Genomic DNA, 15034 nt, shown 5'->3' with positions numbered 1-15034 from the left:
CGCACCCGGAAATCGCATTCCCGGGCGCGTGGTCTTGCATTGGGGTGACTCAGACGGCGACGAGCATCTCGTGATCTTCGTCCGACAGATCGCGCTTCACGTATTCCCGCAGCAGGCCGTCGGTGTACATCAGGCGCATCTGCGCACCGATTTCACAGATCTTCAGGCAGCGCTGCTGCATTTCCACCGTGTCGGCATAGGTCAGCACGATCTGGTAGCCGCGCTCGCCGTGGATCTCGTCCGAGACGATGTGCAGGTCGAAGAATTCCACTTCCTCGTCGGTGAAGCCGTACTTCTCGCGCAGCATCGGCGTCTGGCGGCGGTAGATCGACGGCACCTGGCTTTCGAGCCCGACAACCAGGCCGGCAACGGCGACGAGCGGGTCCTCGCGCATGGCGACCGAGTAGCACCAGGACTGAAGCGCGCGGGTGGTTGCGCACATGTTGTCCGGATCCTCGACGCGCTCACGGTTGGTGCCGCAGGCCTCGGCGAAGCGGATCAGCAGGTCGGTGTGACGATCCCCACCGATTTCCTCTTCCCACATGTTCTGAAGCATGAAGTCCTTGGCGTCGGTCATGTTCTCGGGGAATTTCGCGTAGATGTAGGACAGGTAGTCCGCGAAGGGCCCAACGTAGTGGTAGTGGTTCTCGGCCCAGCGGGCCAGGTGATCACGCGAGAGCGTACCTGTCGCCCAAGCCTTGCTGAATCCGGACTTGTTCGCCGTGTTGCCGGCAATGGCTTTTTCCAGCGCTGCGCGAAATTCCTCGCGCCCCATAAGTTCAGGCATGGATTTCTCCCTGTGTTTGCCAACTGAGCTTCGTTTCTTGTGTCTGTCCGGATGACGCGATCGCGCTGACTCCGCACCAGACTTCCAAAACTGTATACTAAGTACCACTTGAATTGCAATAGGCCGGAAAGGCTTCTTTTTATGGGGTATTGGTCAAATTTTCACTTGGCGACATGTATGCTGTATGCAATTCTGGGCGCCGACAAGGCCAACCCAAACGGAGGAACGAACGTGTACATCATCTTCGCCAACAAGCCCGGGGAATACAGCTCCGAGCCTGACAGCAACATCAAGACACTCGAATCGTGGAGATACCTGTTCTACGGGCGGGAAATGGCGACATTCACCATTGCCGAGGTCGTCGACGAATCCGCGCGGATCAAGATCATCGACGCGAAGGAACCGAAGTACGTGAATTCCGTGCCGAACAAGCTGTTCGGCGAATTCCCCGACGTCAGCGCCGCGCGCGCCGAGATCGAGGAACTGATCAGCTTCGCCGACCTGGACGCAAAGCTGGAACAGGTGGCCTGAGCTAGGACGGTAGCGCGCGGAAGATCGCCGCGGCGATCGCGACATCTTCCAGCGCGATACCGACGGATTCGAAGACCACGATCCCCTCACCAGACGGCCGCACCTTTCCGGGTGCGGTCAAAGCCTGACCGATGGTCATGACTTTCCCTCGATCCAGGGCCCCTTCCTGCTCAGCCAGGATAAGGCCGCCGGCTTCCGCGAAGCTTTGATCCCGATCCTCGATCAGCACCGTCGACGCGCGTGCGATCGTGCGGCCGTCAACCTCCCGCGCGGTGGGCAGGGTGCTGCCGACAGCCGCCACGAAAGCGTTCGGCCCGAGTTGGTCCCCATCGAACAAGGGCGTCTGCGAGCGGGTCGCCGTGACCACGATATCCGCGCCGGGAACGGCGGTTTCGGGCGTCACCTGCGCGACAGGCACTCCGATCTCGGCACTCACCTCGTCGCAGAAACAACCCGCATCCCCGCGTGAGACGACCCGCACTTCGCGAAGCGGAAGGCGCGCGGCCATTTCAAGGATATGCGAGCGCCCCTGAAGCCCGGTCCCGAAGACCGTCAGCACCTCGGGGTTTTCGGGGCCGAAATCCATTGCCGCCATCGTCGACACCGCGGCGGTGCGCACTTCGGTGATGACGTCGGATTCCATGCAGGCCAGCGGCACACCCGTCTTGGCATCGAACAGCAAGATCACGAAGGCAAAACGCCCCGCCAGCGTCGTGTAGACCTTGGCCCCCGCGACACCGGATTCAGGCAGGATCGCCGCCATGGTGGAAAGCTTCAGCGCGTCGGATGAAATGCGCTGGCGCGGTTGCAGGGCCGTCTTGCCGGTCGCGCTGTCCAGAAAGGCTTTGCGAAGGGTATCAACAAGGTCGACCTGGCCAGCCACACCCCGGACGTCGTCATTCTCTACAAGTTTCATTAATTGTCTTCGTCTTCCTCTGGGATGACATCAGAGGACAATTCCCCCGAGAGCAGATCCCGCCCCACGTTGCTGACATGGCGGCTGGCAAGCAGTTCCGCCATATCCGCGTCACCGTCGATCACGGCCCGCATGATCGCCGCATGTTCGCCCCAAGACCGCAGCGCGCGCTCCTGGCTGATGCCGGCGAAAAGCCAATGGGTCTTGCCGCGCAGCGTGCCGATAAAATCCGTCAGGAACCGGTTGGAACTGGCCTCTGCCAGGGCGTTGTGGAACTTGTCATTCAGCGCCGTCAGTGCGGCGAGGTCCCTGTTCGCCAGCGCCTCTTCTCCCTGTTTCAGGATTTCGGGCAACGCCTCGACCGCCGCGGGGCTCAGGCGTTGGGAGGCGAAGCGCGCGCCGATCCCTTCGAGGACGGCCCGCAATTCCACGATTTCCCGGACCTCGTCATCATCCAGCGCGGTCACAAAAGCGCCGCGGCGGGGTATGATCTCGACAATACCTTCGGTATCCAGTGTTTTCAGGGCTTCACGGACCGGGTTCCGCGAGACGCCGAAGCGATCGGCGAGCCGCCCCTCGACCAGCCGGTCCCCGGGTTTGTATTCCCCGGCAATGATGGCCTGCTTGATAGCATCTCGCACCCGCTCGTTGAGCGATGCATGGGATTCCCCAAGTCGCGGCTTGCCCGCCTCGGCACGTGCACTTCCAGATGCAGCTACCATATGCTCCACTTCTCCGACGTTGTCTTTTGCCGATTATATACAAAAGCGCAATTAAGCCAACAATTCCGGGCATGCAAGCGGCCCGCGACCAGCCCGGCACAATCATTTCGCGTCTGAAACTAGGGCAGAACAGCCTGCGGACCAGTCGGCGCCGGTGACGGCGTGCCACGGGCGGGGCGATGCGGGCCGTCTGCGCCGTGCCTGAGCGGAAGGTGGCTGCCAGCCCGCTACAGGCGGCGACGATCATCCTGACGTCTGTGAGGGGGGTCACCGCCCACCACCTATCGTCGACACCGGCCCGGGCCGCCCCGCTGTCCAAGGGGACACGGCGCGACAAGGCCCCGGGCTTCCTTGGGGACGAATCGGCGCCCGAACACGCTTCACCTTTGGAATCGCACCGATATTCGCGTCACGGCGGATCTTGTTGGCCCCCGGCCCATGCGGCCGCGCAAACGACAAAAGGCCGCCCCGGAGGGCGGCCTTTTTGCGATGTTTCGAACTGGAGCGGGCGATGAGATTCGAACTCACGACCCTAACCTTGGCAAGGTTATGCTCTACCCCTGAGCTACGCCCGCGCTCCGTTCGTGCAGCGTGTTATAGAGATTCTGCCCTGCGCTGCAAGCGCAAAATCATCCCTCGGGATCGGGTTTTTTCTCCCCGTCTTCAGGCGCCTCGACGTCGCCCTCTTGCCCCTCCTCGACGTCGCCCTCTTGCCCCTCCTCGGCGGCGGCATTCCGAAGCGCGTCTTCCGCGTCGCGGAGCTCGTCATCGATCTGTTCCTCGTCCGCCGACGGGTTCAGGACCAGCGTCTGCGGCGTGGTCGCGGCGGCAAGCGGGGCCGCATGGAAGTTGCCCTTGTCCACCGTGGCCGGGGCCGCGCGGCTGCCAAGGCGGAACACGCCGTAGGCGATCAGAAGCACATGTGCCACCAGCGACGTCATGAACAGGCCACGCGGGCCGACCGTCTGCATCAGCCCGCCCGCCATCAGCGGGCCGACGATGGAGCCGACGCCGAACAGCATCAGAAGGCCACCGCTCGTGCGCAGGTAGTAGTTATCCGGCGCGTGGTCGTTCGCATGCGCCACGATCACCGGATACATGGCATAGACCGCCGCCCCGAACACGCTGGCCAACAACAGAACCTGCATCGGATTCGTCGGGGCGACCAGCACGAACACCAGGTCGACCAGCGCTGCGACCCCCGCGAGGCCGAGCAGCACGAACCGACGGTCCACCTGGTCCGACAACATGCCGACCGGCACCTGCAAGGCCGCACCCGCGATCACCGCGATACTCAGGAACAACGCGATGGTGCCGGTCTCCAGGCCGATCTCGGCACCGAAAACCGCGCCCAGCGTGCCGAAGGAGGAGTTCGACACGCCCACCAGCATCACAGCGCAGACCGCCAGCGGGGAGTTTCGCCACAGCGTCCTGAGATCGAGGCTGGCGGTCGTCATCGGCTGGGGCTGGATCGTCGCCGTCATCGAGGTTGGCAGAATCGCCACGCAATAGAAGATCGCCGCCATCACGAAGAACACGTAGCCCGCCGGATCCCCCAGCGTCAGCAGCATTTGCCCCGCCGTCGTCGCGGCCAGGTTCACCATCGTGTAGATGCCGAACACGCGGCCCCGCAGATGCGGCGCCGTGCGCTCGTTCAGCCAGCTTTCCACGATCATCGCCGCCCCGGCGAAGCAGAACCCCGCCAGAGCGCGCAACAGGATCCAAGCCGGGGCATGCAAGAGCAAAAGCGACGCCAGGATCGAGATCGCCGCGAGCGCCGACATGGAAGAAAACGCACGGATGTGGCCGACCCGCGCCACGAGACGAGGCACCTGGAGGCACCCGGCGACATAGCCCACGGCCCAGCCCGTTCCGAGCAGGCCGAGGGACAGTTCGGAAAACCCCTCGATCGTGCCGCGCAACGGCAGGATCAGGGCGTTGATGCCACCGGCAAACAACAGCGCCGCGGACCCCACGAGAAGGGCGCCGATTTGCGTGATCTGTCCCTTCATGGGTGTCCCCGGCTGCATTGCTTATGCCTCGAATTCCACGAGCAGGTCCTTCGCGTCGATCTGCGCCCCCGCGCTGACGTGTACCGCCTTCACCACCGCGGCGCGGTCGGCGTAGATGCCGGTCTCCATCTTCATCGCTTCGATGGTCAGCAGCAAGTCTCCTTCCGCCACGGTCTGCCCGGGGGTTGCCGCGATGCTCGCCACGACACCCGGCATTGGCGCGCCGATATGCGCGGGGTTCCCGGCCTCTGCCTTGGCCCGCGCTTCGGTCGAGCCGACGACCTTGCGGTTCGCCACCCGGATCGTGCGCGGCTGGCCGTTCAGCTCGAAGAAAACGCGGGCCTGGCCCTCTTCATTCGTCTCGCCCACGGTCTGGAAGCGGATCTCCAGCGTCTTGCCGGGGTCGATCTCGACGCTGATCTCCTCGCCCGGGATCATGCCGTAGAAGAACACCGGCGTCGGCAGCGTGCGCACCGGGCCATAGATCTGGTGCCGCTCCATGTATTCGGTGAAGACCTTGGGATACATCAGGTAGCCGCAGAGATCCTCGTCATCGATCTCCATCCCGCCGAGCTTCTGGGACGCCTCGGCGCGGGCCGCTTCCAGGTCCACCGGGGCCATATGCGCGCCGGGCCGCCCGGTTTCGGGCGTCTCGCCCTTCAACACCTTGGACTGGATAGACTTGGGCCAACCGCCAGGGGGCTGCCCGAGCTGGCCGCGCATCATCTCGACCACCGAGTCGGGGAAGGCGACGTCGCGGTCCGGGTCCTCCACCTCTTCTCGGGTCAGGCCCTGGGCGACCATCATCAGCGCCATGTCGCCCACGACCTTGGAACTCGGGGTCACCTTGACGATATCGCCGAACATCTTGTTCACCTCGGCATAGGTCTTCGCGACCTCGTGCCACTTCTCGTCCAGCCCCATCGAGCGCGCCTGCGCCTTGAGGTTGGTGAACTGACCGCCCGGCATTTCATGCAGGTAGACTTCGGAGGCCGGCGCGTTCAGCCCCGACTCGAAGGCGGCGTATTTCTTCCGCACCGCTTCCCAGTAGTCCGAGATTTCGCGCACCACCGCCGGATCGATCCCGGTGTCCTTGTCGGTCTGGCGCAACGCCTCGACGATGGAGCCGAGGCAGGGCTGCGACGTACATCCCGAGAACGCGTCCATCGCCGCATCCACCGCATCCGCCCCGGCACGGGCCGCCGCCAGTACCGTAGCCGCGGAGATGCCCGACGTGTCATGGGTGTGGAAATGGATCGGCAGCCCGACCTCCTCCTTCAAGGTGCGGATCAGGATCTCGGCCGAGGCGGGCTTCAGCAGCCCCGCCATGTCCTTCAGCCCCAACACATGCGCCCCCGCGCCCTTCAGCGCCTGGCCCATCTCGACGTAGTATTTCAGGTCGTATTTCGCCCGGTCGGGGTTCAGGATATCGCCGGTGTAACAGATCGTGCCTTCGCAGATCTTGCCCGTCTCCAGCACCGCGTCCATCGCGACGCGCATGTTTTCCACCCAGTTCAGGCTGTCGAACACGCGGAACACGTCCACGCCGCTTTCCGCGGCCTGGTGCACGAATCTCTGGACCACGTTGTCGGGGTAGTTGGTGTAGCCCACCCCGTTGGAGGCCCGCAGAAGCATTTGCGTCAGGATGTTCGGCATCTTCGCGCGCAGATCGCGCAGCCGCTGCCAGGGGCATTCTTGCAGGAAGCGATAGGCCACATCGAAGGTCGCCCCGCCCCAGCATTCGACGCTGAACAGCTGCGGCAGGTTATGCGCATAGGCATCCGCGATCTTGATCATGTCATAGCTGCGCATCCGCGTGGCCAGCAGGCTTTGATGACCGTCGCGCATGGTGGTGTCGGTCAGCAGGACACGTTCCTGCGCCAGCATCCAGTCGGCGACGGCCTGCGGCCCCTTCTCGTCCAGCAGGGTCTTCGTCCCCGACGCGGGGGCCGGGGCGCGCAGCTCCGGCACGCGGGGGCGGAACGCCTGCACGCTGGGTTCCGGGCGACCGGCGGTCTCGGGGTGACCGTTCACAGTAATGTCGGCGATGTAGCGCAGGATCTTCGTGGCCCGGTCGCGGCGCTCGGCGAAATCGAACAGCTCCGGCGTCGTGTCGATGAACTTCGTCGTGTAGGTGTTGTTCAGGAAGGTGGGGTGCTTCAGCAGGTTCTCGACAAAGGCGATGTTGGTGGACACGCCGCGGATGCGGAACTCGCGCAACGCACGGTCCATCCGCGCGATCGCGGCCTCCGGCGTCGGCGCCCAGGCGGTGACCTTCTCAAGCAGGCTGTCGTAGTAGCGCGTGATCACTGCACCGGAATAGGCCGTGCCGCCGTCCAGGCGGATCCCCATGCCGGTCGCTCCGCGATAGGCGGTGATGCGCCCGTAGTCGGGAATGAAGTTGTTCTGCGGGTCTTCGGTCGTCACCCGGCACTGTAACGCATGACCATTCAGCGTGACATCGTCCTGGCTGTCCTTGCCGGTCGCCTCGGCAATGGTCTTGCCCTCGGCCAGCAGGATCTGGGCGCGCACGATGTCGATCCCGGTGACCTCCTCGGTCACGGTATGCTCGACCTGCACGCGGGGGTTCACCTCGATGAAATAGAAAGCGCTGGTGTCCATATCCATCAGGAACTCGACCGTGCCCGCACAGCGATAGCCCACATGCGCGCAGATCCTGCGGCCCAGGTCGCACAGCTCGTCGCGCTGCTCCTGCGTGAGGTAAGGCGCGGGCGCGCGCTCCACCACCTTCTGGTTGCGCCGCTGGACCGAGCAGTCCCGCTCCCACAGGTGATACATCCCGCCGTAGTTGTCGCCCAGGATCTGCACCTCGACGTGGCGGGCGCGCAGGATCATCTTCTCGAGGTAACCCTCGCCGTTGCCGAAGGCGTTCTCGGCTTCGCGCCGCCCCTCCAGCACCTTGTCCTCGAGCTCATCTGGGCCCATCACCGGCCGCATACCCCGACCGCCGCCGCCCCAGCTGGCCTTCAGCATGAAGGGATAGCCCACCTCCTCCGCCATCTGGCGCACGACGTCCATGTCGTCGGGCAAAACCTCTGTCGCCGGAATCACCGGCACCCCGGCCTCCATCGCAACGCGCCGCGCACTCGCCTTGTCGCCAAGCGCGCGCATCGTCTCGGCGCGCGGGCCGATGAAGGTGATCCCGGCCGCATCGCAGGCATCCACCAGCTCCGGGTTCTCGCTCAACAGGCCATAACCGGGGTGAATCGCATCCGCCCCGGACATCTTCGCCACGCGAATGATCTCCGGGATCGAAAGGTAGGCCGCGACCGGGCCCAGCCCCTCACCGATGCGATAGGCCTCGTCCGCCTTGAACCTGTGCAGACTGAGCTTGTCCTCCTCGGCAAACACGGCGACGGTGCGTTTGCCCATCTCGTTCGCCGCGCGCATCACGCGGATGGCGATCTCGCCACGGTTTGCGATAAGGATCTTTGAAAAGCTGGTCATCGACGGCCCCGGTTATTCATGTTGATGCCAAAAGCTAGCCTACCGCACTGCAACATACAATTCAGCATTCCACCAGCCCCTCCAAAGTCCCAAAATATCCCCGCCGGAGGCATCGGGCCCCGAGGGAAAGGCGCAACGCACATTGCGGCGCACAATCGCCGCCACGCGCGCCACCCGCCCGGCCTGCCGGGCTCGAAAGGCGTGGGCGGGCCTGCCCGCCCTCCGCTGGATCACTCCGCCGGGGTGTCGCGCGGCTTGCCCCCCTTGGGGGGGGGCGTCCAGGCACGTTCGTTGCCGATATCCGCATCACGGACCTGGCCCATCATCATCGCGTTGACCCGGGCATTCAGCTCGCGCGCCTTCTCGGAATAGGCCTCGTTCTCCATCACGGTCAGGTCCGGGTCCCACAAGCGCGCCAGCTGTGCCAGGGAGTTGCGGTCATACTTGACGTAAGCCTTCGCCGCACGCTCCGCCTCGAACGGGTGATGGCCCAGCGCCAGCAGCGCGTAGCGCCCCGCCCGGACCGAGCTGTCGAAGGTCTCGCGCACGATGTCGCGCGCCCCGGCGGCGTAAAGCTTGTAGACGTGCTCGCGGTCATAGGCGCGCGCCACAACGTGCACATGGGGGTGCTCGCGGGTCACGTATTTCACCATCTCGACCGCCTTGTCGTGGTCGTCGACCCCGACGACCAGCACCTTCGCGTCCCGGATCCCCGCCGCGAGCAGCAGCTCGGGGCGCGACGGATCACCAAAGAACGCGCGTACCCCGAAATGCCGCAAGCCTGAGATCAGCTCGTTGTGGCTGTCCAGAACCACCGTCTTGTGCCCGTTGGACAGCAGCATCCGGTTCACCACCTGCCCGAAGCGGCCGAGCCCGGCGATGATCACCGGCCCGCTTTCGTCGATCTCGTCCTCGTCGGGCACATCGCCGTCGATCCTTGTGGCCAGCACCTTTTCGTAGAAGATGAATAGCGCCGGGGTCAGCAGCATGGAAATCGTGACCATCAGTTGCAGCGTCTGGCCCAGGTCGCGGGGGATCACCTCGTTCTGGGTGGTAAAGCTGAGCAGCACGAAGCCGAATTCGCCCGCCTGCGCCAGGCCCAGCGTGAACAGCCAGCCCGCCGAGCCGCGCAGGCGGAACAGCTTGGCAAGGGTGAACAGCACCGCCGCCTTGATCAGCATCATGCCCAGCGTCAGCCCGATCACCAGCAGCGCCTGCTCGGCCAGGATGTCGAAATCGATTCCCGCACCGACCGTGATGAAGAACAGCCCCAGCAACAGGCCCTTGAACGGCTCGATATCCGCCTCCAGCTCGTGCCGGTATTCCGAGTTCGCCAGGACAACCCCCGCAAGGAAGGTGCCAAGCGCGGGCGACAGGCCGACCAGCGTCATCAGCAGCGCGATGCCGATCACCAGCAAAAGCGCTGCGGCGGTGAAGATTTCCGGAAGTTTCGCCAGCGCGAGGAAGCGGAACACGGGCCGTGTCAGGTAATGCCCGCCCCCCACGATAATCCCGACCGAGCCGAGCAGGACCAGCGTCACGATCCAGCCCGGCTGCCCCTCCAGGATGGACCCTTCGGCGCTGGCGGCAAAGCGGATGTCGCTGATCCCGCCGCCCCAGTTCGCGTTCATCAACTCGGGCGCCGCCAGCAGCGGGATCAGCGCCAGCATCGGGATCACCGCGATATCCTGCGCAAGCAGCACGGAAAACGTGGCCCGCCCCCCGTCAGTGCGCGTCAGCCCCTTTTCGCCAAGTGTCTGCATCACGATCGCGGTCGAGGACAGCGCGAAGGTCAACCCCACCGCCAGCGCGATCGACCAATACAGCCCAAAGGTGATCCCCGCCGCCATGATCAGCGCCGTCGTCAGCCCGATCTGCAACCCGCCAAGGCCAAGTAGCCTGAGCCTCATTGCCCAGAGCGCCTTTGGCTCAAGCTCAAGCCCGATCAGGAACAGCATCATGACCACGCCGAATTCGGCGTAGTGCTGCAAATCCTGCGTCTCGGCCCCAACCACGCCAAACAGCGGGCCGATGACGATCCCCGCGATCAGGTAGCCGAGCACCGAGCCGAGGCCCAGCCGGTTCGCGATCGGCACCGCGACCACGGCCGCGACGAGGTAGATGAACGCCTGGAACAGGAACCCTTCCATCGCTCAGACCTCCGCGCGCAGGCGCTCGACGAGCGGGTTCAGCGTTTCCCCCACCGTCGCCGCGTCCAGGTCGACCCGGCCATGCACCAGGGCTTCCAGCAGATCCTCCCAGGCGTGGGAGTGGGGTCTCAGCGTGCCGAGCTCTTTCGCCGAGCGGGCGCGGTGCAGCACGAAGGGCGGCAGGTAGCGCATCCCGCACAGGTTGGCGGTCTGCTCAAGCGGGGCCAGCAGTTGGCGCACGGTGAAATGGTTGTAGCCCTCGGGCGAATAGGCTTCCTGGGCGCCGCCGGTGGACAGGGCGGAAAAGAACGTCTTGCCGTGCAGCTTGGTGCCCCCCTCGCCGTAGGCGTAGCCGTATTCCAGCACCAGGTCCTGCCATTCCTTCAGGATGGCCGGGGTCGAATACCAGAACATCGGGTGCAGGAAGATCACGATGTCATGGTCGTCCAGCCGCGCCTGCTCGGCGTCCACATCGATGTCGAAGGTCGGGTATTCCGCGTAGAGGTCAATCAGCGTCACGCCGGGGATCCACTCCGCCACCCGTATCATCTGCCGATTCACCTCGGACCGGCGGGGGGCCGGGTGGGCAGACAGGATCAGGACCTTGTTGACGATACGCGCCATGGCACCTCCGATTGTTATGCCATCCTTGGTAGTGCGCGGATCGCCAATATGGAACTCCCCTGTCGCGGGGAGGGGGTATTTTCGTCATTTTCCGATCCCGAACGCCCCCGGCCCCCTGTTACACCCCGGCCCGATCGTGGACGCCGCGCGCCTCAGGCGTAGCGGAACCGCTCTTCCGGCGCGGTGACGAGGTATTGCACAAGCTCCCATTCGAACCCGTTTGAATCGAGGAAGTAACGCCGGATCCGCGAGGGGTGGCGTTCCGCGCGGAAGCCTTCCTCGTAGCCCGCGGCCAGCAGGCGTTCGGCGACCGCGTCCACGTCGTCGACCACGAAGCCGACGTGATTGACGCCGTAATCGGCGTAGCGCGCGCGGGTCCCGGGCTTGCCGGGCTCATGGGGCTCCTCCAGCGCGATGTAGCCGGCGGGCGTGCCCACGTGCACCCAGCGATACTCCTCGCCCGGGCCGCTGTCGTGCAGCACCTCGAAGTCCGGTTCGAGCGTTTGCAAAAAGGTAATGGCGGCATCCAGGTCCGGAACGGTCAGGTTGGCGTGTTCAATCCTTGCAGTCATTGTCAAATTCCCTTTCTGGGCCGGGCGGTGGCCCGGTCCGGTGCTTGAAAACGCGAAGCTTGCCACCTCAACCCCGCTTAAGGTCAAGACCCAAAAAAGGGCGGGAACATCCAGCGAACATACTTTCCTTTCGCGCGCGATCCAGCTACATCTTGCGCCATGAGTGACTGGGACAGTGACGAAAGCGACGCCTTTGGCGGCTGGGAGCAGCAATCGCTGTCCGCCCGCGCCATGGCATCGCGTCCGGCCCCCTACCTGGACGGGCTCAATCCCGCGCAGCGCGACGCGGTGGAAACTCTTGACGGCCCGGTCCTGGTGCTGGCGGGCGCGGGCACCGGAAAGACGCGCGCGCTGACCGCGCGCATAGCGCATCTGCTGAACACCGGGCGCGCACAGCCCAATGAAATCCTGGCCGTGACCTTCACCAACAAGGCTGCGCGCGAGATGAAGGACAGGGTCGGAACCCTTGTCGGCGGCCGGATCGAGGGGATGCCATGGCTCGGCACCTTCCACTCGATCTGCGTCAAGCTGCTGCGCCGCCATGCGGAGCTGGTGGGCCTGAGATCCAACTTCACCATACTGGACACCGACGACCAGATCCGCCTGCTGAAGCAGCTGATCCGGGCCGAAGGCGTGGACGACAAGCGCTGGCCCGCGCGGATGCTGGCCGGGCTGATCGACCGCTGGAAAAACCGCGCCTGGACGCCAGACAAGGTGCCGGGGTCCGAGGCCGGGGCCTACAACCACCGCGGCACGGAATTCTACGAACAGTACCAGGAACGGCTGAAGACCCTGAACGCCGTCGATTTCGGCGACCTTCTGCTGCACGTGGTGCGCATCTTCCAGGACAACCCCGACGTGCTGGAGAAGTACCAGCGCTGGTTTCGCTACATCCTTGTCGACGAGTACCAGGATACCAACGTCGCCCAGTACCTCTGGCTGCGCCTTCTGGCGGGCGGGCACAAGAACATCGCCTGCGTGGGGGACGACGACCAGTCCATCTATGGCTGGCGCGGGGCCGAGGTGGGCAACATCCTGCGCTTCGAAAAGGACTTCCCCGGCGCGAAGGTGGTGCGCCTGGAACAGAACTACCGCTCCACCCCGCATATCCTGGCCGCCGCCTCTGGCGTGATCGCCGCGAACGAGGATCGTTTGGGCAAGACGCTCTGGACCGATGCCGAAGGCGGCGACAAGCTGCGCCTGATCGGCCATTGGGACGGCGAGGAGGAAGCCCGCTGGATCGGGGAGGAGATCGAAGCCTATCAATCCGGCACACGTGGCCATGCCCCGCTCAGCCTGGACGACCAGGCGATCCTGGTGCGCGCGTCCTACCAGATGCGCGCTTTCGAGGATCGTTTCCTGACCATCGGCCTGCCCTACCGCGTGATCGGCGGCCCCCGCTTTTACGAGCGGATGGAGATCCGCGACGCCATGGCCTATTTCCGCGTCACCCTGTCGCCCGACGACGACCTGGCGTTCGAGCGGATCGTGAACACCCCCAAGCGCGGCATCGGCGACAAGGCGCAGCAGACCATCAACCAGGCGGCGCGCCAGAATGGCGTGTCGATGCTGGAAGGCGCGCGAATCGTGCTGGCCGAAGGGGCGATGAAGGGCAAGGCGGCGGTGGAGTTGCGCCGCCTGGTCGAGAGTTTCGACCGCTGGTCCGCCCAGGCCCGCCAGCAGGACCTGAGCCACGTGGAACTGGCCGAGATCATCCTGGACGAATCCGGCTACACCGAGTTCTGGAAGAACGACAAATCCACCGAGGCGCCGGGCCGGCTGGAAAACCTCAAGGAACTGATCAAGGCGCTGGACGAGTTCGAGAACCTGCAAGGTTTCCTGGAACACGTCAGCCTGGTGATGGACAACGCGCAGGAGGATTCCGGCGCCAAGGTCTCCATCATGACGCTGCACGCCGCCAAGGGTCTGGAATTTCCCGCCGTCTTCCTGCCGGGGTGGGAGGATGGGCTGTTCCCCTCGCAACGCTCGATGGACGAAAGCGGCCTGAAGGGCGTGGAGGAAGAGCGGCGTCTCGCCTATGTCGGCATCACCCGGGCCGAGCGGCACTGCACGATCAGCTTTGCCGCGAATCGGCGCATCTACAACCAGTGGCAATCCGCCCTGCCCTCACGCTTCATCGACGAACTTCCCGCCGAACATGTCGAGGTGCTGACGCCCCCCGGCCTGTACGGCGGCGGCTTCGGGGCCGCGGCCCCCGCCACGCAGGAGATGCCGGGCGTGATGCGCGGCTCGCAGCTGGAGGAAAAGGTGTCGCGCGCGGACGTCTACAACTCCCCCGGCTGGAAACGGATGCAGGCACGGACCGGGCAGCGCGGGACGCGCGCGCCCTCGGAAGCGCGCAACATGGTGATCGACGCGGAAGCCGTCAGCGCCTTTGCGGTCGGCGAACGGGTCTTCCACCAGAAATTCGGCTACGGCGAAGTGATGGAGATCGAAGGCGACAAGCTGACCGTCGATTTCGAGAAGTCCGGCACCAAGCGCGTCGTCTCCAGCTACCTCAGCCCCTCGGACGCGATTCCGTTCTGAGTCCGGGGCTCGATCCCCCGGTCAGCCCCCGCCTGAACACGACGGAAAATCACCTGCGCGCATAAAAAAACCGGCAGGGGGGAGGACCCTGCCGGTTAATACTCGTTACTGCATCTGTCGTTATCTTTCCGGGCCTTGCGGCCATACACGCCGCCGGATTTCCCGAAACGATCAGTGCTATCAGTTGCCGTAAACCGTGTCGCGGGCGACGCGGCTCAGGTCCATGCGGTTCAGGCCCAGGTCGGCCAGTTCACGATCGCTGAGCGAGTTCAGCTCATTGTAGGTGCGACGGAACTCACGGCTTTCGGCCAGCGACTGCTGAATCCGTGCGAAAACGCGGGCGATACGTGCGAACAGGCCGTTGCCTGCGGTGGTGGTGGTGGTGTCAGTGAAAAAAGCCATTTTCGTCTTCCTTTCGGCGCCCCGTCCATGGGTGCGCACATCATCAGAGTTGGTTTGCAGCCTTCCTGGCCGCTGTTCTGAGACGACCGCGCTCTAGGCCGAGGTCTCTCAGTATGTCGTCCGGCAACGCCGCGAGCTCTCGCTCGGTCCTGTGGGCCGCGACCTTCCGCTGTACAGCAGTCAGTCCTGCCGAGACCGTCATCCGGGTCGCGATCATCAGGCTGTGCAACCTGCCGACTTGTGCTACTTGCGTCATGTCATCGTCTTTCACGGCGTTCTGGGGCTTTTGCCCAGGCTTCATAT

Annotated in this window: 12 protein-coding genes and 1 tRNA gene; 2 read left to right on the top strand and 11 right to left on the bottom strand. The window is 64.6% G+C overall.

What is annotated here, in order from left to right:
• Positions 1 to 49: 49 nt before the first annotated feature.
• On the bottom strand, positions 50 to 787 hold the full coding sequence (locus DJ029_RS18870) for an iron-containing redox enzyme family protein (protein WP_112324048.1): 738 nt from the start codon (positions 785 to 787) through the stop codon (positions 50 to 52).
• A gap of 231 nt (positions 788 to 1018) precedes the next feature.
• On the opposite strand from DJ029_RS18870, the gene DJ029_RS18865 reads away from it, so the two are divergent.
• Entirely contained in the window at positions 1019 to 1318 is a 300-nt protein-coding gene (locus DJ029_RS18865; protein WP_112324047.1) for a ferredoxin, read from the top strand.
• A gap of 1 nt (position 1319) precedes the next feature.
• Here DJ029_RS18865 and DJ029_RS18860 read toward each other — a convergent pair whose 3' ends face one another.
• The 8 genes from DJ029_RS18860 to DJ029_RS18825 all read right to left on the bottom strand — a co-directional run bounded on the left by DJ029_RS18860 (position 1320) and on the right by DJ029_RS18825 (position 11782).
• Positions 1320 to 2234, bottom strand: coding sequence for an ornithine cyclodeaminase family protein (locus tag DJ029_RS18860; protein ID WP_112324046.1), 915 nt, complete (start codon positions 2232 to 2234; stop codon positions 1320 to 1322).
• Positions 2234 to 2956: a GntR family transcriptional regulator gene (locus tag DJ029_RS18855; RefSeq protein ID WP_112324045.1), complete on the bottom strand. Its 723-nt coding sequence runs from the start codon at positions 2954 to 2956 to the stop codon at positions 2234 to 2236. The genes DJ029_RS18860 and DJ029_RS18855 overlap by 1 nt, the downstream gene beginning before the upstream one ends.
• Positions 2957 to 3456: 500 nt before the next feature.
• Positions 3457 to 3531: transfer RNA gene (locus tag DJ029_RS18850), tRNA-Gly, on the bottom strand.
• A 54-nt stretch (positions 3532 to 3585) separates the two neighbouring features.
• Positions 3586 to 4968 carry an MFS transporter gene (locus DJ029_RS18845; RefSeq protein WP_112324077.1) on the bottom strand — a complete coding sequence of 461 codons (1383 nt, stop codon included), beginning with the start codon at positions 4966 to 4968 and terminating at the stop codon, positions 3586 to 3588.
• A 21-nt stretch (positions 4969 to 4989) separates the two neighbouring features.
• Positions 4990 to 8436: a pyruvate carboxylase gene (locus tag DJ029_RS18840; RefSeq protein WP_112324044.1), complete on the bottom strand. Its 3447-nt coding sequence runs from the start codon at positions 8434 to 8436 to the stop codon at positions 4990 to 4992.
• A gap of 230 nt (positions 8437 to 8666) precedes the next feature.
• Entirely contained in the window at positions 8667 to 10586 is a 1920-nt protein-coding gene (locus tag DJ029_RS18835) for a monovalent cation:proton antiporter-2 (CPA2) family protein (protein WP_112324043.1), read from the bottom strand.
• A gap of 3 nt (positions 10587 to 10589) precedes the next feature.
• Positions 10590 to 11210 (bottom strand): NAD(P)H-dependent oxidoreductase, encoded by a 621-nt coding sequence (locus DJ029_RS18830; RefSeq protein WP_112324042.1) that lies wholly within the window; start codon positions 11208 to 11210, stop codon positions 10590 to 10592.
• A gap of 152 nt (positions 11211 to 11362) precedes the next feature.
• On the bottom strand, positions 11363 to 11782 hold the full coding sequence (locus DJ029_RS18825) for a VOC family protein (RefSeq protein WP_112324041.1): 420 nt from the start codon (positions 11780 to 11782) through the stop codon (positions 11363 to 11365).
• 159 nt (positions 11783 to 11941) lie between these two features.
• Between DJ029_RS18825 and DJ029_RS18820 the strand changes: the two genes are divergently transcribed.
• On the top strand, positions 11942 to 14329 hold the full coding sequence (locus tag DJ029_RS18820; protein WP_112324040.1) for an ATP-dependent helicase: 2388 nt from the start codon (positions 11942 to 11944) through the stop codon (positions 14327 to 14329).
• 180 nt (positions 14330 to 14509) lie between these two features.
• Here DJ029_RS18820 and DJ029_RS18815 read toward each other — a convergent pair whose 3' ends face one another.
• Both DJ029_RS18815 and DJ029_RS22535 read right to left on the bottom strand, forming a co-directional pair.
• Entirely contained in the window at positions 14510 to 14731 is a 222-nt protein-coding gene (locus DJ029_RS18815) for a DUF1127 domain-containing protein (protein WP_112324039.1), read from the bottom strand.
• A gap of 43 nt (positions 14732 to 14774) precedes the next feature.
• Positions 14775 to 14933, bottom strand: a complete 159-nt coding sequence (locus DJ029_RS22535; RefSeq protein ID WP_368854696.1) for a YjiS-like domain-containing protein — start codon at positions 14931 to 14933, stop codon at positions 14775 to 14777.
• Between the last annotated feature and the right edge of the window lie 101 nt (positions 14934 to 15034).

The organism is Oceanibium sediminis, assembly GCF_003265325.1.
Classification (GTDB): domain Bacteria; phylum Pseudomonadota; class Alphaproteobacteria; order Rhodobacterales; family Rhodobacteraceae; genus Halovulum; species Halovulum sediminis.
The sequence above is the reverse complement of the archived record's forward strand: the minus strand, read 5'-3'. Positions and strand labels throughout refer to the sequence as shown.